Consider the following 20,787-nt stretch of genomic DNA (forward strand, 5'->3'; position numbering starts at 1 on the left):
CTGTGCAGGACTCATAACCTGACATGGTGCCTCAGATCGACCGATTCGGCATGGTGGTCGCGCGACGCGCGGTTCACCCATCACCTCTCGATGATCGCGCGCACCCGGTCAGGCTCCGGCTCTCGAGGAACTGCCGATGGAGCGACGCGCGGCCAGTATGCGCCGTCGGGCGCGGCGCACCAGATTCATCGCCCGCGTCTGCGGCGCGGGCCCGATGCTGGGCATCGGCTCGCCCAGGATCATCTCGGCGAGTACGTCGAGTGCCGCGTCGAGGACGTCCTCGGCCGGGGTGACCGCCGCCGAGTCCCCGGCTACCCGGGACACGCGCAGGTCATCGAGCGAACCGACCACCGGGTATCCCGCTGCCTCGATTCCGCCGATCATCACGTCGGCCCGATCGGCCACCCAGGCACGCTGGTCGGCTGACAGGCCGCGCGCCGCACCGCTGGAACGGCCGGCCATGATCTCGGCAACCACGCGTTCCTTCACCACACGTTCGTAACGCGGCCAGTCCACGACGTCGGGCTGGAGGCGCCCGTTGAGCCGCCGTAGCAATTCCGTCTGTGCGCTCGACAGCGACGAGTTGAGATTCGGCACCGGAACGGTGAGCGGGGCCGGATCGACGCGAAGGACCGAGAGGAACCGCTCCCACAGTCCGTCACCGGCGGCAGGAGTCCGCGGCACTGTCACGACGTGAATGCGCTCGGGGCCCACCACTGCCGCCCAGCGGGCCAGGATCTGTACATAATCCTGGAACTCCCAGAACGGCTCGGTATCGGTCAAGTGCTCCGACGAGGTAGTGGCCTCGGCCTGCTCCCGCACCGAGATGAAGAACTCGTCGAAGGACGCACAGCGCTGATTCTTGACGTTCTCTTGCCACACCGAAGGCAGTTGACGCGCGAGATCGCGCACGGTCGCGATCACCTGCACCTCATCGGCAAACGACAGATCGTCGACGAGCCGACCGACCGACTCCGTGGTCGCGGTGGCGAGGAGTTCGTGGGAGATCAGCGACGTCTGCGGCCACGGCCGCATCTGCGCGACCATCGCCGGCCAGGCATCGGCGAAGGCGGGATCCACCCAGTCCAGGTATCGCTCGGGCTGCAGATGTACCGCGGCGTGGAAGTGATCAGAGATCACATTTCCCGGATACAGCAGGCCCGATTCGCCTAGCGCGAGGTCGCGGTTGTGCCACAGTCGATCCTGCAAATGGGTGGTACCGGTCTTGGGTAAGCCGATGTGAACGTAGACGACGGACATGGTTTCTTCACCGTATCCCCGCCGCCTGCCGTATCCCGCCGCCTGCCGGATTCCCGGGGCTCCGGCCACGGCGCACGACGACGGCAATTTTGGGGCCGACCTCACCGACTGGTAAACTCGATCGCTGTCGCAGCGTCACGAGCGCCCGTTCGCGGATTTGCGTCTGACCTGCCGAAACAAGCACGAACCAAACAAACGAGGTACACACGCGTGGCAAATATCAAGTCCCAGATCAAGCGCAACCGCACCAATGAGGTCCGGCGTCAGCGCAACCAGTCGGTCAAGTCTTCCCTGCGCACCGCGATCCGCGGTTTTCGTGAGGCCGTGGACGCCGGCGACAAAGACAAGGCAGGCGATCTCCTCGTGAGCACCAGCCGCAAGCTGGACAAGGCTGCGAGCAAGGGCGTCATCCACGCCAACCAGGCGGCCAACAAGAAGTCGGCGATGGCGGTCGCCGTCAACAAACTCTGATCCTCGTCTGAAGCGACGGTCGCATCTTGAGCGGCCGAGAATTCTTCTCCTCACCCCGGTGACTCCCACGCGGTCGCCGGGGTGAAGTTCGTGCACCGGCGTGGTCCGGCGGGCGCCGATCGTGTCCGTCAGCCGGCCCGCCGCCGGCCGGCCGGGCGGAGCGATGCGATTCGGGCAACCGCATCGGTCAGTGCGAAGTCGGCGTCGGCGGCCTGTCCTTTCACATCACCGTTGAGCGCGGCCGCCACGACCACCGCCGCCGCGATCGATTCCGAATCCCACGCCCGGCCCTGCGCCTGGGCATTCTTCACCCGCCGGGGCGACATGCCCAATTCGGCCGCCGCCGACGCATCGACATTTCCCAGCGCGCGGACCCGCGCGATCGCGTGCACGGCTTCGGCCAGCGCGTCGGCCAGCAGCACCCGTGGAACTCCGTGATGGAGGGCCCACGCCAGCGACTCCAGGGCGCCGGCGCGATCGCCCGCGACCGCCTTGTCGGCGACCTCGAACCCGCTGACCTCCGGGCGGCCCTGGTAATACAGCCGGACCGAATCCTCGTCGACCCTGCCGCCGGTGTCGGCGACGAGCTGGCTACACGCGGCCGCGAGTTCTCGTAAACTCGCACCCACCGACTCGACGATCACCTCGACGACATCGTTGGGGACCCGCACGTCCAGGGTTCGAAACTCGTTGCGCACGAAGGTCATACGTTCCGACGGCCAGCGTGGGGCGACACATTCGTGCACGGTTGCCCCGGCCTTGCGAAGATCGGCGGCCAGCGCCTTGGCGCGGCCGCCACCGCTATGGATCACCAGGAGGGTGATGCCGTCGGGCAGTGCCCTCGCCGTCTCGGAGATGAGGGCGGCCGGCTGCTTTCCCGCGTCGGCGGCCGACTCGACGACCACCATCCGCTCGTCGGCGAACAAGGACGGACTGAGCAATTCGGCCAGTTCCGGACCGGTCACGTCACCGGCGCGCACCCTGGTGACCGGGACGTCGCCGCCGCTCGCGGCACGACGCTCGGAAACGACCGCGTCGACGACTCGGCCGGTGAGGAAGTCGTCGTCCCCGACGAGCAGATGCAGGCGTTCGGTCACGGCGCCCATCGTGCCAGACCGCGCCGACACCGGGCCAGTGCCCGCCGCAGCCCGTCGCCGTCGATCCGACGCGCACCGGCCACCGCCGCGACGACCGTGGCCGACAACCCGGCGGCCACCGCCAGCCCGGACCAGCCATCGGGTATCTCGATCACTGCCCACTGCGCCGACCCGAGGCGCTCGGCGCAACTGATCATCCACCACATCTCCGGTGCCATGGCCCGGATCAGCAACTCCGAGGCCATCATTCCGATGCCCTGAGCACCCCCGATCCCGCCGATCAGGGCAGCCGCGGTCCCGACGATGCCGATCACCGCGACCACCGGAGCCACCGCCACATTGGCCACGACCGATACCAGACTGAGGGTGCCGGACAGATACGCGATCATCGGCGCGGTGGTCACCTGTGCCGCGACCGCCATCGCCACCAGCTCGGCCACCCCGCCCGGGACCCGCGCCGCGCGCAGCATGTCACGGACTCCCGGTGCCACCACGACCAGACCGGCGGTCGCCACGACCGAGAGGACGAATCCCGGCGCGCGCGCCAGTTCCGGCCACCACACCAAGCCGCCGATCACCGCCCCGCCGAGCGCCGGTAGTGCCTGCACACGTCGTGACGAGAGCACCGCGAGCAGTCCGACGGCACCCATCATGGCTGCCCGCAACACGCTCGGCGACGGGCGCACCAACACGACGAAGCCGATGATGGACAGTGCCCCGGCGATCACGACCACCTTCGGCGGGGCACCGCCGAGCCGCAAGGCGAAGATGACCGCGCCGCACACCAACGCGAAGTTCGCACCGGAGACTGCGGTGAGGTGCAGCAGTCCCGCGTCCCGGAAGTCTTCCCGCACATCCGGATCGAGGGCGCTCTCGTCGCCGAGAACCAAACCGGGGAACAGTCCGGAGGCCTTGGGTGACAATGCCCGCGACGAGCTGCGCTGCAACCGGTCGCGCAGGTGCGCGGCGAGTCGTTGCATCGGGGGTGGCCGGCCCAGCCGTTCGGGTGTGCCCGACGCACGCAACCGGGCGACCACCAGCTCGCCCGGCCGCGCGGACCCCACGGTCACCACCGCGCGAACCCGCTGCCCCGGCGACAGGTTCGCCCACGACTGCGCGTTCCCGATGAGTTCGGCCGAGGCTGCCGGCACCGATCGCCGCGCGACGGCGTGGATCTCGACGCGGGCGCGAACCGTCCCCGCGGACACCGGGCCGAACGGGACCGGGTCTTCTTGTAGGGACAGCCACATCGTCACCTTGCCGTGCATCTCGTGAACCGGGTGCCGGTCACGGGTCTCCAGCCGCATCGCCATCGCCGTGGCGCAGCCGGCCGCGAGCAGCGCACATATCAGTGCCGGACCCGTGAACCCCCACCGCAGCCGGCCGGCACACCACATCGCGGCGACGGCGAGGCCCAAGAGCGCTGCGCCCACCGCGATCATCACCGCTGTGCGGACCGTCGCGCCCAGGCAGACGCCGGTGACGATCCATACCGCAACCGACGGCAACAGCAACCGCAGATCCTGGTCTCGCATTCACACCGTCACCAGGCTGCGTAACTTGGCCAGTCGCGACGGACCGATCCCGTCCACCTCCGCCAGTTGGTCGACGGAACTGAATGAACCGTTGCGCGTGCGCCATTCGATGATCGACTTGGCGGTGACCGGGCCGACGCCCGGCAATGCGTCCAACTCGCTTTCCGACGCGGTGTTCAGATTCACCAGAGTTCCGGCAGCGCCTGCCGACCCCGAGGTGCCTCGCGCCGGCGGGGTTTGTGTTCCGGCCGCAGACGGATGCGGGCCCGCGCCCGTCGGAGGCGGGCCCGCTGCGGGGGCACCGGCGGCCGCAACCACCGCGCTTCGCAGCGTGAGTTGCCCCTGTCCGTCGGTGTAGCCGACCAGGATCTGGTCGCCATCGCGGAGCACCTGTGCCAGATTCAGCGATACCGTGTCGGCGCCGTCGCGGGTACCACCGGCTGCCGCCAGCGCATCGGCGACCCGGGAATTCGCGTTCAGCCGTACCAATCCCGGTCTATGGACGAGGCCGACCACGCTGACGACGACCTCGGCGGCGGGTGTGGCGGGCGGTGTGCCCGGCCCCGAACCGCCTGCCGGCGTCGCCCCCGACGTCGCCGGCGCGGCACCGGGCGTCGGGAAGTCCACCGCGGGCGCCTCGTCGGACCCGCGGAACAGGCCATAACCTGCGATCACACAGGCCACGACACCGACGAGAATGATCGCGATCGCCGCCGGTGGCGCAACCGCGAACCGTCGTCGTGGTGGGTCGTCGGGCTCATCGAGGTCATCGGAGTCGTGGGGCTCGCCGAACGCACCGCGCTCGCCTTCTCCGAAAACAGTACGGCGACTGCCGGTTCGGTGATCGGGCTCGGGTGGGTCCAGCCAGGCCGGCAACGCGACCGCTCCCCACCGGTCGTCGACGGGGGCCTGTTGCGCCACGGGCTCGGCCTGTTGCGCCACGGGCTCGGCCTGCGGCGCCTCGGGCTCGGCACCGACATCGTCGTCGGCGGCAGGCACGGGGACGGCCGCCGCCGTCGGTGGACGGTCGAGCCCGGTGAGTCGGTCGAGGGCCGACCGACGCCGCGTCCCGGCGGGACCGACCTCACCGGCCCGGCGCGGTGTCCGTGCGGTGTCACTCATGCGGCGAGCCTAGGAGGCGCGGACCACGTCTGGGAGCGTCCGTCTACCCGGCGGACGAGTGCTGTGGAACGACGCGGTTCTGTGGAGAGCCGTTACGCCCGGCCGGCCCGCGTCAACCGATGTCGTCGGCACCCACGATCGGATCCAGATGCGTCGTCACGGTCACCCCGAGCGCCCCGGGACCGACGTGGGTACCCAGGATGGGGCCGAGATCAACGGTGAGCTCAGAGGTCACCAGGCGCAGGCGGGTGCGGACCTGCTCGGCCAGATCGTTTGCGGCATCGGGGTTTTGGCAATGCTGAATACCAAGGGTGACCACGCGTCCGTCGGCGAAGTCGACAGCTGTGTCCACCATCTTCGCCACCGCCCGCGAAAAGGTACGTTGACGCTCACGCAGCGTCAGCATGCCGTCGTCGAGCGCCAGAATCGGTTTGATCGACAATGCGGAGCCGAACAGTTTTCCCGCCGCGCTGATCCGTCCGCTGTTGCGCAGGTTGTCGAGGCTGTGCACGCAGATCAGGGACTCGATGGTGGACGACTGCCGGATCGCAGACTCATAGACGCGATCCCGGTCGGCACCTGCGCCGGCCGCCTGAGCGGCCGCGATGGCGACGAAACCGAGACTCAAACCCACCGCACGGGAATCGACCACCCGAACCTGGCCGGGAAAGTTCTCCGCGGCCAGCCGCGCCGCGCCCCACGTTCCCGACAGGCGCCGCGACATCATGACCGCGACCACGCCGTCGCCCGCGCCGGCCTCGACTGCGACACCGAACGCCTCGGTGAGCTCGTGCGGATTCGCGCCCGACGTGGTCACTCCCGGCTTGGTGATCAGGTCGCCGGGGATGTCGTCGACCCCATCGCGATAGTCGACGCCGTCGAGCGCCACGTGCAACGGCACCACCATGATCTGGTAATGATCGGCGATCGCCCGTGGGAGACGAGCCGAGGAATCTGTGACGACAACGACAGGCACGCGTCTACGTTAGCCGTTGCATTCGGGCGGCCCACGCCGGTGCGTGTCACCGCGACATGTGCCGGCGTCACGGGCACCGGTCATCCGACCGATACACCCATGCCACCGATCAGGGACGCAGGACCGGTTCGACCACGTCGGTGACGGCGTCGGCGATCTGCGCGTGACACTCGAATCCCCAGTGGATGCCGTCGGGGTTCATCTCGACGTCCGGGTCGGCGAAGAGATCGCGGGTGATCGGATAGAAATCGACTGTGGGCAGCCCCGCACCGGTGGCCCACCGCAGCATCGCCGCGGTGGTCGGCACCCGGCCGGTGTGCACGCTCCCGTAGTACGGGCTGCGGTGCGTCGGGGGCAGACACACCACGATCGGCAGCTCCGGCCGTAGCGAACTCAGCGCGCCGCGGATCCTTTCGAGATGTTCGATGGTGACCTTGGGCGGCAGCGCCATCGGCCAGCCGATCCGTGCCGCCCGCGGCTGCACCCATTGGTAACCGGTGCGGACGCTCTGGCGCAGCCGCGGCGGCCGCAGATAACGGATCTGCTCACGCAGCGCGGTCGGCAACGGTGACGGCAGACTGTCCATCCCGCCGATCGCGATCACCACAGCCCGGGCCGCGGGAACCGCCGCCCAGATGTTCGGGTCCTGGGTCAGCGCCCACCACACGTCTCGGCTGGTCCAACCGATCCGCCCGAACAGACACGTCGACAGGCCGACCCGATCGCCGACGAGATTCGGCCAGATCCGCCGATCGTCGGCGGGCAGCCCGCCGCCCGGACCGTAGTAGGCCAGCGAATCCGACAGCACCAGCACAGAACCGTCCGCCGAGTGCGCCGGATGGCGGCGATCGATCACTGGATCGCCGCGTCGTCTGCCTCCGCCGAGGCGTTCCAGACGTCGAGCCGCCACCGGGGGGCCTGGCCGGGGAGTGCGTGACCGGACAATTGCACCCAACTGGTGTTGGCCAGTCCGCCCAGCACCGGCCAGCGCTGCACCGGCAGATCCAGCAGGGCCGCCGTCAGCGCGGCGATGACGCCGCCGTGGGCGACCAAGACCACCGGCGACTCCCCACTCCCCCAATCACCAAGCGCCTCAACGAGTTCGTCAACCACTGGCACAGCGCGGGCGGCGACGTCTGTGCGGCTCTCGCCCCCGGGCGGTGCCCAGGTGGCATCATCGCGCCACCTCGCCCGCGCTCCTGGCATCGCATCGTCGACCTCGAGGTGTGTCATGCCCTGCCAACTGCCCAGATGCGTCTCGCGCAGGCGCACTTCGGTGTCGACGGAAAGCCCGGTGGCCCGTGCCAGCGCCTCGGCGGTATCACGGGCGCGTCGCAGATCCGAGGACCGGATCAGTATCGGACGCTTCTCCGCCAGTGCTCCGGCAGCCGACTTCGCCTGCTGCACACCGAGTTCGGATAGCTCAGTGTCCAGCTGCCCCTGCATCCGGCTGGCCGCATTGTATTCGGTTTGTCCGTGGCGCAACAAGATCAGTCGACGTACCACCGGCGTCAGACGCTCGACCGAGGTGTCACCGCCGTCGGGATCGCCACTCACTTCACGTCCCCGGCGGACGTGTCCCCGGCCGGCGCATCATCGACCGGACCACTCGTGACGTCCACGGTCGGACAGTCCTTCCACAGACTCTCCAGTGCATAGAAGGCGCGCTCGTCGGCATGCTGGATGTGGATGACGATGTCGATGTAATCCAGGAGCGCCCAACGACCTTCGCGGGTTCCCTCGCGGCGGGCCGGCTTGTATCCGGCCGCACGCATCTTCTCCTCGACCTCGTCGGTGATCGCGTTGACCTGCCGCTCGTTGTCGGCAGAGGCGATGACGAACAGATCGGTGATGACCAACTGTTCGGAGACATCGATGACGGTCACGTCGTGGCCGAGTTTGTCCTCGGCGGCCAGCGCGGCCACCTGCGCCATCGTCCGTGCCTCGGCTGATGCAGTCACACAAGTCCTTTCCTGCGTTGAGTCGGCGACCCCGCGGGGCCGCCGGTTCTCTCCGGTTCTGACGTCGGTATCGCGCCGCGCGTGATCATGGCGCCGACACGCGTGGGGAATTGTTCCGTAACGGCCGGTAGAGCCGGCGTTTGGCGATGTACTGCACCACCCCGTCGGGTACGAGATACCACACCGGCCGCCCGTGCGCGGCGCGCTCCCGGCACTCGGTAGAGGAGATGGCCAGTGCGGGGATCTCCAGCATCCGCAACGTATCCGGCGGCAGATCCTGCAGATGCTGGGCCAGATGGCGGACGTTCAGCTCGTAGCCGGGCCGGCTGACGCCGACAAAGTTGGCGAGCTCGAACAGCTCCTCCCAGTTCTGCCACGACAGGATCGACTCCAGCGCATCGGCGCCGGTGATGAAGAACAGCTCGGCGTCGGGCAGGGTCGCGCGCAGGTCGCGGAGCGTATCGACGGTGTAGGTATAGCCCGCCCGGTCGATGTCGACCCGGCTCACCGAGAACTGCGGGTTGGAGGCGGTCGCGATCACGGTCATCAGGTAGCGATCCTCGGCCGGCGACACCTGCTTGCTGTGTTCCTCGTCGAGGCCGCGCTGCCTGTCCGCACCACCGCGGGGCAAGCCCACCGGTTGCGCACCCGCCCGCTCGGTGCCGTCGAGAAGCTTCTGCCATGGCCGGCCCGTCGGCACGAAGATCACCTCATGTAGCGAGAAGCGGTGGGCGACTTCGCTGGCCGCGACGAGGTGACCGTTGTGGATCGGGTCGAATGTGCCGCCCATCACGCCGATTCGGCGGCGCGCCTGCGGGCGGTCGATGGACATGGAGGGTGAGTCTACGCGGTGTCACCGGCCGAGCGGGTGACGGCGCCGCCGATACCGCAGGCGGCGGCGGCCGCTCACACCGGAAGCAGGTCGCCGATGACGGTTGCCAGCTGCCGGGCGTTACGGCATTCGAACATGTCGATGACCTCCGCATACTCGTCGGCCACCGAATCACCGGTGCCCCACTCGGCGCCCGGCTCGGGATTGAGCCAATAGGCGTGGCGCGCCCGCTCGACGAGTTGCGCGAGGAGCTCGGTACGGGCAAACCCGAAGTTGGTGCGGGCGTCCCCGAGGATCAGCAGAGCCCCGCGATGGGTCAGCGTCTCGGCGTACTCGCCGACGAATCCGCGCAGCATGTTCCCATAGTCGGAGTGCCCATCACGGATGATCAGCCGCGCCGTCTCGATCATCTGTGACATCGCGGCGCGGGTGTCTCCGCCGAATCCGGCGTCGGCATCGTTACGTGGATCGAACAGATCGGTCACCTCGTCGACGCTGTCGATGAATGCGAAGACGCGGACCTTCGAGAACTGTTGGCGCAGCGCATATACGAGGTTGAGGGTAAACGCCGAGAAGCCGGCGACCGAGCCGGAGACGTCGCAGATGACGATGAGCTCGGGGCGTCCGGGCCGGGGTTTCCGGTGGCGCAGTTCGATGGGGACACCGCCGGTCGACATCGACGCACGCAACGTGGCGCGTACGTCGGCCGGCCCACGGCGCGCACGGCGCCGACGGGTCTCGAGCCGCGAGGCCAGCAGCCGCGCCAGCGGGTCGACGGTTCGGCGCAACTCTGCCTGCTCTCTGGCCCCGGCGGTGAGGAAGGCGATGTTCTCGGGCAGCTTGGGCACCGCGTACTCGCCGACGCGTTCACGCCCGTTGCGGGCCGACATCCGGCGCTGGGTCTCGCGTTCGATCGCGGCGCGCACCACCGCGGCCCGGTCGCGGGCGGCACGCCGGAACATGGGTTCGGTCCCCACGTCGAGTTCCGCGGGTCGTCCACCGGCCATCGCGGCCGCGATCCGGGCGATCAGTGTCTGCGGCTCGATCGACGAGAGCGCCTGGTAGGCCGAATATGCATCGCCCCGCGCGGACTCGTACCGGCCGAGCACCTCCACGATTTCGGCGACCATCGCGTCGAGACGACCGTCGGACTCGGCGTCGGGGTCGGCGAGCACGCGCGCCAGTTCGTCGCGGGTCGCGGCGATGTCGACCGCACCGTCCTCGGTGCGCGGCAGTTCCTCGGCGGTCGACCGTGCGCCCGGGGCGGCCGGAAACCACAGGTCGAAGAGCCGGTCGAACGCCGTGCGGTGCAGATGGTCGTCGAGCAGTGTCGCCGCCAGGCCTTCTCGCAGACTGCGGCGGTCCAGCAGGTCGAGCACCTCGACCGCGCGGGCTGCGTCGATCAGATTCGACGGCCCCACCACGACGCCGCGGCGCCGCAGTTCGTCGACGAAGTCGGTGAGGTGCGCGACGAACGGCGCGGTGTCCGGCCCGGCCGTCATCAGCCGAGCTTGAGTTCTTTGATCGCGGTGTTCAGATCCGGCCGGTGTTTGAGCACCACTCCCAGGGTGCGGACGATCAGTCCGTTGTCGAGACCGCGGCCCGACCGCGCTCGGTGGTCGGGATCCTGACCGGCGCCGAGCGCCAGCAGCGTGTTCGCCCAGTCGATCGTCTCGGCCACCGACGGCTTCTTGCGGATGTCCAGACCACGCAGCACCCCGACGACCCGTATCAGCTCGGCCGCCAGCGAATCCGAGAGTGCGGGTACCCGTGACGCCAGGATCTCCTTCTCCCGCTTGGCATCCGGAAAGTCGATGTACAGGTATAGGCAGCGCCGTTTGAGCGCTTCGGACAGTTCCCGGGTGGCGTTGGAGGTCAGCAACACGATCGGGCGCCGCGCGGCGACGACAGTTCCCATCTCGGGGATGGTGACCGCGAAATCGCTGAGGACCTCCAGCAGCAGCCCCTCCATGTCCACATCGGCTTTATCGATCTCGTCGATCAGCAGCACCGTGGCGCCCGGCCGCGAGATGGCCGTCAGCAACGGCCGCGGCAGCAGGAATTCCTCGGAGAAGATGTCGGTCTTGGCCTCGGCCCAGTCGCGGGTGCCGGTCGACTGGATGTGCAGGATCTGTTTGGCATGGTTCCACTCGTAGAGGGCACGCGCCTCGTCGATGCCCTCATAGCACTGCAGCCGCACCAATTCGGCGTCGGTGGCCCCGGCGATCGCCTTGGCCAACTCGGTCTTGCCGACCCCCGCGGGGCCCTCGACCAGCAGCGGTTTGCCGAGGCGATCGGCGAGAAAGGTGGCGGTGGCGGTGGCGTCGTCGGCGAGGTATCCGGTGCCGCGCAGCCGGGTGGCCACGTCGGGCACATCACGGAACGACGGTTGCACGGTGGCCTCGGGGTGGGCACTGCCCGAAGTGTGGGCTCGCGCCGGTGTCTGCGGTGTCATGGGTTCACCTGTGTCTTGTCTATCGGGTTTCACGCCGGCCGGATATGGCCGTCGCCCCAGACGATCCATTTGGTGGACGTCAATTCGGGCAGACCCATCGGACCGCGGGCATGCAGTTTCTGCGTCGAGATGCCGATCTCCGCGCCGAAACCGAACTGCTCCCCATCGGTGAACGCGGTGGAGGCGTTGACGATCACCGCCGCGGCGTCGACGCGGTCGGTGAATTCCTGCGCCGCGGACAGATCGGTGGTGATGATGGCCTCGGTGTGTCCGGTGCCGTAGGTGTCGATGTGCGCGACCGCGGCATCGAGACCGTCGACGATCTTCATGGCGATGTCCATCGACAGATATTCATCGGCCCAATCGGTTTCGGTCGCCGGCTCCATGCCGTCCTCGTCGCCGTGGATGACCACCCCCTGCGCCTGCAGCGCCTGACTGATCTTCGGGACGGCCTCTGCGGCGATGGCCTTGTCGATGAGCACCGTCTCGGCGGTATTGCACACACTGGGGCGACGCGTTTTGGCGTTGAGGACGATTCGGGTGGCGATATCGATGTCGGCGAGGGCGTGCACGTAGACGTGGCAGTTGCCGGTGCCGGTCTCGATGGTCGGCACGGTGGCGTTGGCGACCACCGCATTGATCAACCCGGCACCGCCGCGCGGGATCACCACGTCCACCAGGCCGCGCGCCCGGATCAGCGCGGTCACGCTGGCCCGGTCGTCGCTGGGCAGCAACGCAACGGCATCAGCGGTCACTCCCTTGCTGCTCAAGGTGTCTCGCAGAATTCGCACGAGTTCGGTATTGGACGAGGCGGCCGAGGAGGACCCGCGCAGCAACACCGCATTCCCGGACTTGAAGGCGATCCCGAAGGCATCGACGGTGACGTTGGGGCGCGCCTCGTAGACGATGCCGACCACCCCGAGCGGTACCCGCTCCTGCCGCAGCCGCAACCCGTTCGGCAGGGTCTTGCCCGCAATGACCTCGCCGATCGGATCGGCCAGCAGCGCGACCTGCCGCAAGCCGGTGGCGATCGCGGCGACGCGCTGCGGGGTCAGTCGCAGACGGTCGAGCAGGCTCGCCTCGGTTCCGGCGGCCTCGGCGCGCGCGATGTCCTCGGCGTTGGCCGCCACGACGGCTTCCGTCGCGGCCTCGATCGCGTCGGCGGCGGCGAGCAAGACATCGTTCTTGGCGGCGGTGGTCACTCGGCCGAGCGCGCGTGATGCGACCTTGGCGGCCTTGGCCAGGTCGGTGACGATCTGCTCGACGCCGGTGTCGGCGGGACTGACGGCGGGTGCGCTCACGGATTCCTCCCGAATGCTCTCCCGACCGCGATACTCGGCGATCCCAATGCTCCACCACACCGGCCGGGTTATGACGACCACCAGACTACGTGCGGTCCTCGGCGCGGCCCAACGTCGACCCCGCCACCGGCCCGCGGTCAGCAGGACTCGAGGACATCAGCGAGGACCTTCCGGCTCGCCATCTCGATGCTGAGTCCGTATCCGGCGACCACTTCGACGAATTGGACCGCGTAGCGGCAGTGGAACGCCGTCAGCGGCGGCATCCACACCGCCGGTTCGGCATCGCTCTTGGCCTGATTCGACTCGCCGTCGACCGCCACCAGATTCGCCGGATCGTTGGCGAAGTCGGCGCGACGCTCCGCGGGCCACGACCACGCGCCCATATCCCATGACAACGCCAACGGGACAATGTGATCGATCTGCGCAGCGGTGGCACCGCGATCACGGCGGAACACCACCGTGTCACCGGTGTACGGGCTGCGGAACTCGCCGGAAAGGATCGCCGACGGGCAGGACCGGACCGGTCCGACGGTCACGTCCGAGAGGTCGCGGCGCAGGATGTCGTTACGGGTGTCGCACCCGTTGTGCCCGCCGCGCACCGACACCGCGTCGGTCCACGCCACGCCGAATGCGCCGCGCTCATAGTCGTCGCGATCGGGCCGTCGCGGTACCGTCGGCACCCGGACGAGGACCGCGAGTGCCGCCACCGCGTGTGCATGTGCGGCGGGATCAGGACGCGCGCGATCGAGGTTGACCGTCACCGCGACGATCAAAGCCGTTGTCACGCAGGCGATCAGAATCACCCAGCGACGAATCGGCCACGAGACGGCGCCCGGGGCGCCCACCCGGCCGCGTGCCGCCGGACCGCTACGACTTGTCCAGGTATGCGATCTTGTCCGGAACCAGGATCGCGTCGACCAGAGCATCCATTTCAGGGTGGTCGGCCAGTGTCCGGTCCGCAGCGGTGATCTGCTGGGCCAGTTCGCGGGCGTCGGCGATGATGTCGGCGTCGTCGAGGAGCGACAGGAAGTGCAGCGACGTCTTGCCGCCGGATTGCAGCGAGCCGAGGACATCACCCTCCCTCCGCTGTTGGAGATCCACCCGGGCCAGGACGAATCCATCATTGGACGCAGCGACCGCCCCCAGTCGTTCCATCGATTTCGATTCCGGTGCACTTGTGGTCATCAGCAGGCACAACCCGGGCAGGCCACCACGGCCGACGCGGCCGCGCAACTGGTGGAGCTGACTGACGCCGAAGCGTTCGGCATCGACGATCAGCATCATGGTCGCGTTGTGGACGTCGACGCCGACCTCGATCACGGTCGTCGACACCAGGATGTCGATCTCACCGCGCCCGAAGGCGTCCATCACCTCGGCCTTCTCCTCGGCCGGCAGCCGTCCGTGCAGCATCGCGATGCGGTGTGCGCCCAACGGGGACGCGAGCAGCTCGTGGTACTGGTCGAGCACCGCCACGGTCTGGTCCTCGGCGTCGTCGGTGGCGTTGCCCTTCTTCTTCGCCGGCGCCTTCGCCGGCGTCTTCGCGGGTGCGTCGGGATCGTCGCCGATCCGTGAGCACACCACGTAGACCTGCCGTCCCGCGGCGACCTCCTCGGCGACACGCGCCCACGCCCGGTTCACCCATTTGGCGTTGCCGGTCGGCACGACGGTGGTGGTGATGGGCCTGCGGCCTGCGGGTAGTTCGGTCAGCACGGAGGTGTCGAGATCACCGAACGCCGTCATGGCGACCGTGCGCGGGATGGGGGTCGCGGTCATCACGAGCATGTGGGGCACGACGCCGTCGCGGCCCCGCCTGCGCAGGGTGTCACGCTGTTCGACTCCGAAGCGATGCTGCTCGTCGACCACGACCATCCCGAGGTCGAAGAACGTCACGTTCTCCTCGAGCAGAGCGTGGGTACCGATGACGATCCCGACCTCTCCGGTGACCACGTCGAGCAACGTTTGGCGTTTGTTCTTCGTCTTCATCGAGCCGGTCATCAGCGCGACCCCGGTGGCACCGTCGGCCGCGCCGAGGCGACCGGCCGTCCCCAACTCGCCGAGCATCGACCCGATGGTCCGATAATGCTGGGCGGCAAGGACTTCGGTGGGCGCGAGCAGCGCGCATTGATGTCCGTTGTCGACGACGCGCAGCATCGCGAGCACCGAGACCAAGGTCTTACCCGAACCCACCTCACCCTGGAGCAGTCTGCTCATCGGCTGCTCACGACCGAGATCGTCGCCGATCTCGGCGCCGACATCTCGCTGTCCGGCCGTGAGGGTGAACGGCAGCCGCGACAACAGGCGTTCCTCGAGTCCGCCGGGGACGTATGGACAGGCGGGTGCGGTATCGGTGCGCCCGTCGAGCCGGCGCTGCGCCAGCACCAACTGGATCGCGAGTGCCTCATCGAATTTCATGCGATCGCGGGCCGGAGCGATCTCGGCATCGGAATCGGGCAGATGTACCGCGCGGATCGCGTCGTCGGTCCGGATCAGTCCGTGCGTGCGACGCTCCTCGTCGTCGAGGGCTTCCGGCAGCGGCCCCAAGAGATCGAGAACACGACGGACGGCGCTCCAGATCTCCCAGGTCTGGCAACTGCTCGTCGCGGGATACATCGGGATGATGGCCCGGTCGAAAAGCGCGAGTAGCGGATTCGGCCGGGACGGGTCCGATCCGCTCGCCCGGCGTTCGAGTTCGTACATCTCGGTCATCATGGGCGAGCCGATGACCTTGTCGACGTCGGCGCCTTCTTCGGGAAGAACCAACCACTGTGGATGGGTCAGCTGCGGCTGCTCGCGGAAGAACTTCACCGTACCGGCCAGCATCATGCGGGTACCGGGTGTGAGGATCTTCAGTAGCCGGCGGGCATGGAAGAAGCTGACGTCGAATGACTGCTTCTCGTCGTTGACGGTCACCTTCAGGAACTCACCGTGACGCTTGTGCATCTGGATCATCTGCGCCCTGGCGACCCGACCGATGATGCTGACCCACTCGCCCTCGTCCAGATCCTGCGCTGCCGAGGCCTGCCCACGGCGCACATACCGGCGCGGCGCGTGGCGCAGCAGCTCGCCGACGGTGGTCGCCCCCAGCGTGGCCAGACCGGCCGCCATCTTCGGGCCCAGCACCGCCTCAAGCGAATCCGACGGTTCGGCGCTCGTCGCTTCCGGACATTCCCCGGGGTCTGGAGCACCACCGGAACCCGGGCGGTCGGGTGAGTGTGCGGCCACTACTCGATCCCGACCTGGATCAGATCGTCATGCTGGCCGGTGGGATACACGGCGAGTTCGATTCCGGCATAGTTGCGTCGCATGTGTTCGCGCAGGGAGTCCAGGGCGGCCTCGTCGACGTCGGAGCCGGCCAGGACGGTCACCATCTCCCCACCGGTCGCGAGCATCAGGTCCAGCAGCGCGGTGCCCGCCTCGATCTGGTCCGGAGCGATCACCAGCACGTCGGAGCCGATGAAACCGAGGATGTCACCGACCTCGCAGGTGCCCGCCAGCGTCATCACCTTGGTGTGGGCACGCCGCAACGAGCCCCAGCGGGCGCCCGCGGCCGCCTCGGCCATCGCGTAGGCGTCGGCGTCGGCCGACGCGGTGGGATCGTGGACGGCCAGCGCGGCCAGGCACTGCGCCATCGACAGGGTCGGCAGGGACACCACCGACCGCTGTTGCGAGCGGACGTCGGCGGCCACGGAGACGAGGTCCTGGCTGGTCATCGCACCGTTGGCCATCACGATGACGTGGGCGGCATCGGTGTCGCGGATCGCCTGGGCCAGCTCGTCGGTGCCGACGCCGTCGTCGGCGCGCACCACCGCCGCGCCGGCTTCGGTGAACAATGCCGCCGCCCCCTCACCCCGCACCACCGCGACGACGGCGCGTTTGAACCGCGGCGGCGGCTCGGCGGTGTCGACCTGCGAACGGATGGCGTCGAGGGCGAAGCAGCTGATCCGGATGTCCGACATCTGTCCGACGACCAGACCCACCTGCACCGCCTTGCCGGGATCGCAGGTGTGCACGTGTACCGAGAAGCGTTCACCATCACCGCTGGAACTGTCACCGACGATGACGACGGCATCGCCGATCGCCTCGAGATCGGTGCGCAGTTTTCCGATGAGTTCGCCGGCGCCACCGTCGAGGAGGTACATCACCTCGAAATCCATCTCCGAGGATTCAGTACAGGGCGTGTCCGCGGGGTGGCCGGGCCGACCGCCGCCCGTCAGCGTGCCGCGGTAGCTTCGGCGACGCGCCGACACCCCGGTGATGACCGCGACCAGCGAGTCCAGCAGGACCAGGAATCCACGCGCGCCCGCGTCGACGACACCGGCGTGCGCGAGCTCGGGAAGTTGGTCGGTGGTCTCGTCGAGTGCTTCGGCGGCGGCGTCGGCGATCGCCCGGACGAGATCGCCGGGCGAGTCCTCGGCATGGTCGGCAGCGGTCCGGGCTGCGACGGAGATGACGGTCAGCACGGTGCCCTCGCGTGGCTCGCTGACCGCCCGGCGGGCGGCCAGTCCGGCCAGCCGCAATCCGGCACCGGTGAGGTAGGACAACGAGAGCTCCCCGGGCGCGGCGACCTCGACCGCATCGGCCACACCCACGAGTACTTGCGAGAGGATGATCCCGGAATTGCCGCGCGCCGCGCCGACCGCGGCATCGGCCAATGCGCGCGCGACGGTCGCGATGTCGGCGCCCTCGGATAACGCGGCCGCGGCGTCGGCGGCCGCCCGCATGGTGTGGGCCATGTTGCTGCCGGTGTCGGAATCGGGGATGGGAAAGACGTTGAGATCATTGATCTCACCCCGTGCGGCGTCGAGCGCATCGGCAGTGGCCGCGGCCCAGTCCCGCAGCAGCTGCGGACTCATGGTCTGTGTGATGCCACCCTCGAACGCCACCACGACCACCTCCCACCGACACCGCGCCCACCATCGGTGGGCCATCCAACAGTCCGGTTGTGGGGGGGGGGGGCGCCCACGGGGGTGGGGGGGTCGGGGGGGCGCGGCCCCGGCCGGCGCCGCCGCGGGGGCGGCGGCCCCGCGCACCCACCCCGCCCCCCACCCCCCGCCCCCGCGCCCTGCCTCGGTGGGCCACCCACCCGGCCGGTGGTCGGCCCCGGCCCCCACAACTGTGTTCGAGGTTACTCGTGGCCGCGGACGAATCCGGCACCGCCGGATCTGCACCGACCGATCTGCACCGACCGACCCCGCGGGCGACCATCGGCCGGATTTGGTCGTCGGCACCGCTCCCGCTATTCTTGCAGGGTTGCCTTGCCGCGAACGTGGCTCCGTCACCGGATGTACACATCGTCGTACCCCGTCCCGGACGCCCGCAGCTGCGGCAGGCTGACCGAGAACCACACCCACTCACCCCGAGGAGTTCGATATGGCTGCCGTCTGTGACGTCTGCGGCAAGGGTCCGGGCTTCGGCAAGTCCGTTTCGCACTCGCACCGCCGCACCAACCGCCGGTGGAACCCGAATATTCAGTCGGTTCGCGTCGAGGTCGCACCCGGCAACCGCAAGCGCAAGAACGTGTGCACCTCCTGCCTGAAGGCCGGCAAGACGACGCTCGCCTGATCTCGAGCCGGTCGACGACCGGCCTTGATGGCTGCGAGACCCGACCCGACCGAGCAAACGCTCGGCCCGGCGTCGGGTCTTTTTCGTGTTCGCGTTACGGTGACCGCCATGACCGCGAGTACCGATACCCCTCCCTCCCCCGTCATCCAGTCCGGCGACGTCCTGACCATCGCCGTGTCCAGCGCCGCGGCCGGCACCTCACTCGACGACCGGGCGGTGATCGAGGGCGCCGCGGCGCTCGGCGAGATCGCCCGCGGGGAACGTGCGGCCGGCGCGATCCTGCTGATCGGTACCGGGGCGAATTTCTGCGCCGGCGGCAATGTCCGGGCTTTCGCCACCGCCGAGAACAGACCCGCCTACCTACAGCAGATCGCGAACGATCTCCACATCTTCATCCTCGCGCTGGCCGCCGCCGACCGGCCCGTCGTCGCCGCGGTGACCGGTTGGGCCGCCGGCGCCGGCATGAGCATCGTGCTCCACGCCGACGTCGCGATCGGCGGTAGCCGAACACGGCTGCGCCCTGCCTATCCCGGAATCGGCCTCACCCCCGACGGCGGCATGTCCTGGACCCTGCCCCGCGTGGTCGGCGCCGCCCGGGCCCGGGAGATCATCCTCACCGATCGGGTACTCGACGCCGACGAAGCGGTGTCCCTCGGCATCCTGTCGCGGGTCGTCGACGACGCGCAGGTGACGGCGCAGGCGCGCGCCACGGCGGAGAAACTTGCGGCCGGACCACGGTCGGCGCTGGCCGCAACCCGCCGGCTGCTCACCGCGTCGGCGACCACGTCACTGGCCGAACAGCTTGTTGCCGAAGCCAATTCGATCGCCGCGCGCAGCGGCGACGCGGAGGGCGTCGAGGGGGTCGACGCGTTCATCGGCAAACGTGCCCCGGACTACGCCGCGGTGCGTGCACAGACCCGGTGAACCGGGCGCGGGCAACCGCACCCGCTCAGGACGGTAATCGCCAGTCGACGGGCTCGCCGCCGAGGTCCTCGAGTTCGTCGTTCGCCCGGGAGAACGGCCGCGACCCGAAGAACCCGCGGCTCGCCGACAGCGGCGACGGATGGGCCGAGACGATGACAGGCACGTCGGGCATCCACTGTTGCAGTCCGGCTGCGTCACGGCCCCAGAGGATCGCCACGAGCGGCTCGTCGCGGGCGACGAGCGCCTTGATGGCGCATTCGGTGACCTTCTCCCAGCCCTTGCCCCGATGCGACGCGGGTTCACCGGGCGACACGGTGAGCACCCGGTTGAGCAGCAGAACACCCGAGCGTGCCCACGGAGTCAGATCGCCGTTGGCCGGACGTGGGTAACCCAGATCTGCGCAGTACTCGGTGTAGATGTTGCCCAATGAGCGCGGGAGGGGCGAAACCTCCGGCGCCACCGAGAAACTCAGGCCGACCGCATGCCCCGGAGTGGGATAGGGGTCCTGGCCGACGATGAGCACCCGGACATCGTCGAACGGATGGGAGAACGCGCGCAGCACGTTCTCCCCCGCGGGCAGATAACTGCGTCCGGCCTCGCTTTCGGCACGCAGGAACTGCCCCATCTGGGCCACGACGTCGGCCACCGGTTCGAGGGCATCGCCCCATCCGGGATCGACGAGTTCGGGAAGTCGCTTGGGCGCCATACTCAGTCGAGCCTCCGCAGCGATTTCCGGTAGTACTGGGCGTTCTGGAAATACATCTCGACATTGAGCTCGAGGTGATCGGCGGGCACCTCGTATCCCTCGCGCACGCGCGCCGGGACACCGAGCGCCATCCGCCGGGGCGGGATCTGTGCGTCGAAGGGCACGACCGCACCGGCACCGACGATCGCACCATCACCGATCGCGGATCCGTTGAGTACCACCGATCCGGACGCGATCAGCACGTCATCGCCGATCGTCGAACCCTCGATGTGCGCGTTGTGCCCGACGACGCATCCGGCACCGATGACGGTGGGATGGATGGGCGTGCAATGGATGACGGTGCCGTCCTGGATGTTGGTGCGGGCCCCGATGGTGATGGTGCCGTAATCCCCGCGCAGCACCGCCCCCGGCCAGACCGAGACACCATCGGCGAGTGTCACCGCACCGATGACGGTCGCGTCCGGGTGGACGTAGACGTCGTTTCCCAGTTCCGGTTCTCGGTCGTCGAGTGCGTAGATCGCCATAGGGGGAATCTAATCACCGCCGGAGGTGCCGGCGGCCCTGGCCCCTTGGTGGACACCGGCG

Annotated in this window: 20 protein-coding genes; 3 read left to right on the top strand and 17 right to left on the bottom strand. The window is 68.8% G+C overall.

Features of this window, described 5'->3' with window-relative positions:
• Nucleotides 1–108 precede the first annotated feature (108 nt).
• The gene (locus ACPXB3_RS07925; RefSeq protein ID WP_425703690.1) at nt 109–1,260 is read right to left on the bottom strand and encodes a sulfotransferase family protein; all 1,152 of its coding nucleotides are present in this window, start codon (nt 1,258–1,260) and stop codon (nt 109–111) included.
• A gap of 210 nt (nt 1,261–1,470) precedes the next feature.
• On the opposite strand from ACPXB3_RS07925, the gene rpsT reads away from it, so the two are divergent.
• Entirely contained in the window at nt 1,471–1,731 is a 261-nt protein-coding gene (gene rpsT / locus ACPXB3_RS07930) for a 30S ribosomal protein S20 (protein WP_425703692.1), read from the top strand.
• A 128-nt stretch (nt 1,732–1,859) separates the two neighbouring features.
• Here rpsT and holA read toward each other — a convergent pair whose 3' ends face one another.
• From holA to ACPXB3_RS08000, 14 genes are all read right to left on the bottom strand, one after another.
• Nucleotides 1,860–2,837 carry a DNA polymerase III subunit delta gene (gene holA / locus ACPXB3_RS07935; protein WP_425703693.1) on the bottom strand — a complete coding sequence of 326 codons (978 nt, stop codon included), beginning with the start codon at nt 2,835–2,837 and terminating at the stop codon, nt 1,860–1,862.
• Nucleotides 2,825–4,363, bottom strand: coding sequence for a ComEC/Rec2 family competence protein (locus tag ACPXB3_RS07940; RefSeq protein ID WP_425727297.1), 1,539 nt, complete (start codon nt 4,361–4,363; stop codon nt 2,825–2,827). Before ACPXB3_RS07940 ends, holA begins: the two co-directional genes overlap by 13 nt.
• Nucleotides 4,364–5,485, bottom strand: coding sequence for a helix-hairpin-helix domain-containing protein (locus ACPXB3_RS07945; protein WP_425703695.1), 1,122 nt, complete (start codon nt 5,483–5,485; stop codon nt 4,364–4,366). It lies immediately after the preceding gene.
• A gap of 112 nt (nt 5,486–5,597) precedes the next feature.
• Nucleotides 5,598–6,461 carry a DegV family protein gene (locus ACPXB3_RS07950; protein WP_425703697.1) on the bottom strand — a complete coding sequence of 288 codons (864 nt, stop codon included), beginning with the start codon at nt 6,459–6,461 and terminating at the stop codon, nt 5,598–5,600.
• 109 nt (nt 6,462–6,570) lie between these two features.
• Complete coding sequence (gene octT / locus ACPXB3_RS07955; RefSeq protein WP_425727298.1) at nt 6,571–7,317, bottom strand: diglucosylglycerate octanoyltransferase; 747 nt, start codon at nt 7,315–7,317, stop codon at nt 6,571–6,573.
• A complete protein-coding gene (locus tag ACPXB3_RS07960; protein WP_425727299.1) occupies nt 7,314–8,018 on the bottom strand; it encodes a histidine phosphatase family protein in 705 nt (234 codons plus the stop codon). The genes octT and ACPXB3_RS07960 overlap by 4 nt, the downstream gene beginning before the upstream one ends.
• Nucleotides 8,015–8,422 (bottom strand): ribosome silencing factor, encoded by a 408-nt coding sequence (gene rsfS, locus ACPXB3_RS07965; protein WP_425703702.1) that lies wholly within the window; start codon nt 8,420–8,422, stop codon nt 8,015–8,017. The genes ACPXB3_RS07960 and rsfS overlap by 4 nt, the downstream gene beginning before the upstream one ends.
• A gap of 85 nt (nt 8,423–8,507) precedes the next feature.
• A complete protein-coding gene (nadD, locus tag ACPXB3_RS07970) occupies nt 8,508–9,254 on the bottom strand; it encodes a nicotinate-nucleotide adenylyltransferase (RefSeq protein ID WP_425703703.1) in 747 nt (248 codons plus the stop codon).
• 74 nt (nt 9,255–9,328) lie between these two features.
• The gene (locus ACPXB3_RS07975; protein WP_425727300.1) at nt 9,329–10,756 is read right to left on the bottom strand and encodes a vWA domain-containing protein; all 1,428 of its coding nucleotides are present in this window, start codon (nt 10,754–10,756) and stop codon (nt 9,329–9,331) included.
• Nucleotides 10,756–11,709 (bottom strand): AAA family ATPase, encoded by a 954-nt coding sequence (locus tag ACPXB3_RS07980; protein WP_425727301.1) that lies wholly within the window; start codon nt 11,707–11,709, stop codon nt 10,756–10,758. The genes ACPXB3_RS07975 and ACPXB3_RS07980 overlap by 1 nt, the downstream gene beginning before the upstream one ends.
• A 29-nt stretch (nt 11,710–11,738) precedes the next feature.
• A complete protein-coding gene (locus tag ACPXB3_RS07985) occupies nt 11,739–13,010 on the bottom strand; it encodes a glutamate-5-semialdehyde dehydrogenase (protein ID WP_425703709.1) in 1,272 nt (423 codons plus the stop codon).
• 137 nt (nt 13,011–13,147) lie between these two features.
• Nucleotides 13,148–13,795, bottom strand: a complete 648-nt coding sequence (locus ACPXB3_RS07990) for an HNH endonuclease family protein (protein ID WP_425727302.1) — start codon at nt 13,793–13,795, stop codon at nt 13,148–13,150.
• A gap of 82 nt (nt 13,796–13,877) precedes the next feature.
• Nucleotides 13,878–16,115, bottom strand: coding sequence for an ATP-dependent DNA helicase RecG (locus tag ACPXB3_RS07995; protein WP_425727396.1), 2,238 nt, complete (start codon nt 16,113–16,115; stop codon nt 13,878–13,880).
• A gap of 116 nt (nt 16,116–16,231) precedes the next feature.
• Nucleotides 16,232–17,863 (bottom strand): DAK2 domain-containing protein, encoded by a 1,632-nt coding sequence (locus ACPXB3_RS08000; RefSeq protein ID WP_425703978.1) that lies wholly within the window; start codon nt 17,861–17,863, stop codon nt 16,232–16,234.
• 517 nt (nt 17,864–18,380) lie between these two features.
• On the opposite strand from ACPXB3_RS08000, the gene rpmB reads away from it, so the two are divergent.
• Together rpmB and ACPXB3_RS08010 are read left to right on the top strand one after the other, a co-directional pair.
• Entirely contained in the window at nt 18,381–18,572 is a 192-nt protein-coding gene (gene rpmB, locus ACPXB3_RS08005) for a 50S ribosomal protein L28 (protein ID WP_005180428.1), read from the top strand.
• Between the two features lie 108 nt (nt 18,573–18,680).
• Nucleotides 18,681–19,496 carry an enoyl-CoA hydratase/isomerase family protein gene (locus ACPXB3_RS08010; RefSeq protein ID WP_425703713.1) on the top strand — a complete coding sequence of 272 codons (816 nt, stop codon included), beginning with the start codon at nt 18,681–18,683 and terminating at the stop codon, nt 19,494–19,496.
• Nucleotides 19,497–19,521: 25 nt separating this feature from the next.
• Here ACPXB3_RS08010 and ACPXB3_RS08015 read toward each other — a convergent pair whose 3' ends face one another.
• Together ACPXB3_RS08015 and ACPXB3_RS08020 are read right to left on the bottom strand one after the other, a co-directional pair.
• Entirely contained in the window at nt 19,522–20,202 is a 681-nt protein-coding gene (locus ACPXB3_RS08015) for a uracil-DNA glycosylase (protein ID WP_425727303.1), read from the bottom strand.
• A 2-nt stretch (nt 20,203–20,204) separates the two neighbouring features.
• Nucleotides 20,205–20,726 (bottom strand): gamma carbonic anhydrase family protein, encoded by a 522-nt coding sequence (locus ACPXB3_RS08020; protein ID WP_425727304.1) that lies wholly within the window; start codon nt 20,724–20,726, stop codon nt 20,205–20,207.
• Between the last annotated feature and the right edge of the window lie 61 nt (nt 20,727–20,787).

Source organism: Gordonia sp. DT219 (genome assembly GCF_049847065.1).
Taxonomy (GTDB): Bacteria; Actinomycetota; Actinomycetes; order Mycobacteriales; family Mycobacteriaceae; genus Gordonia.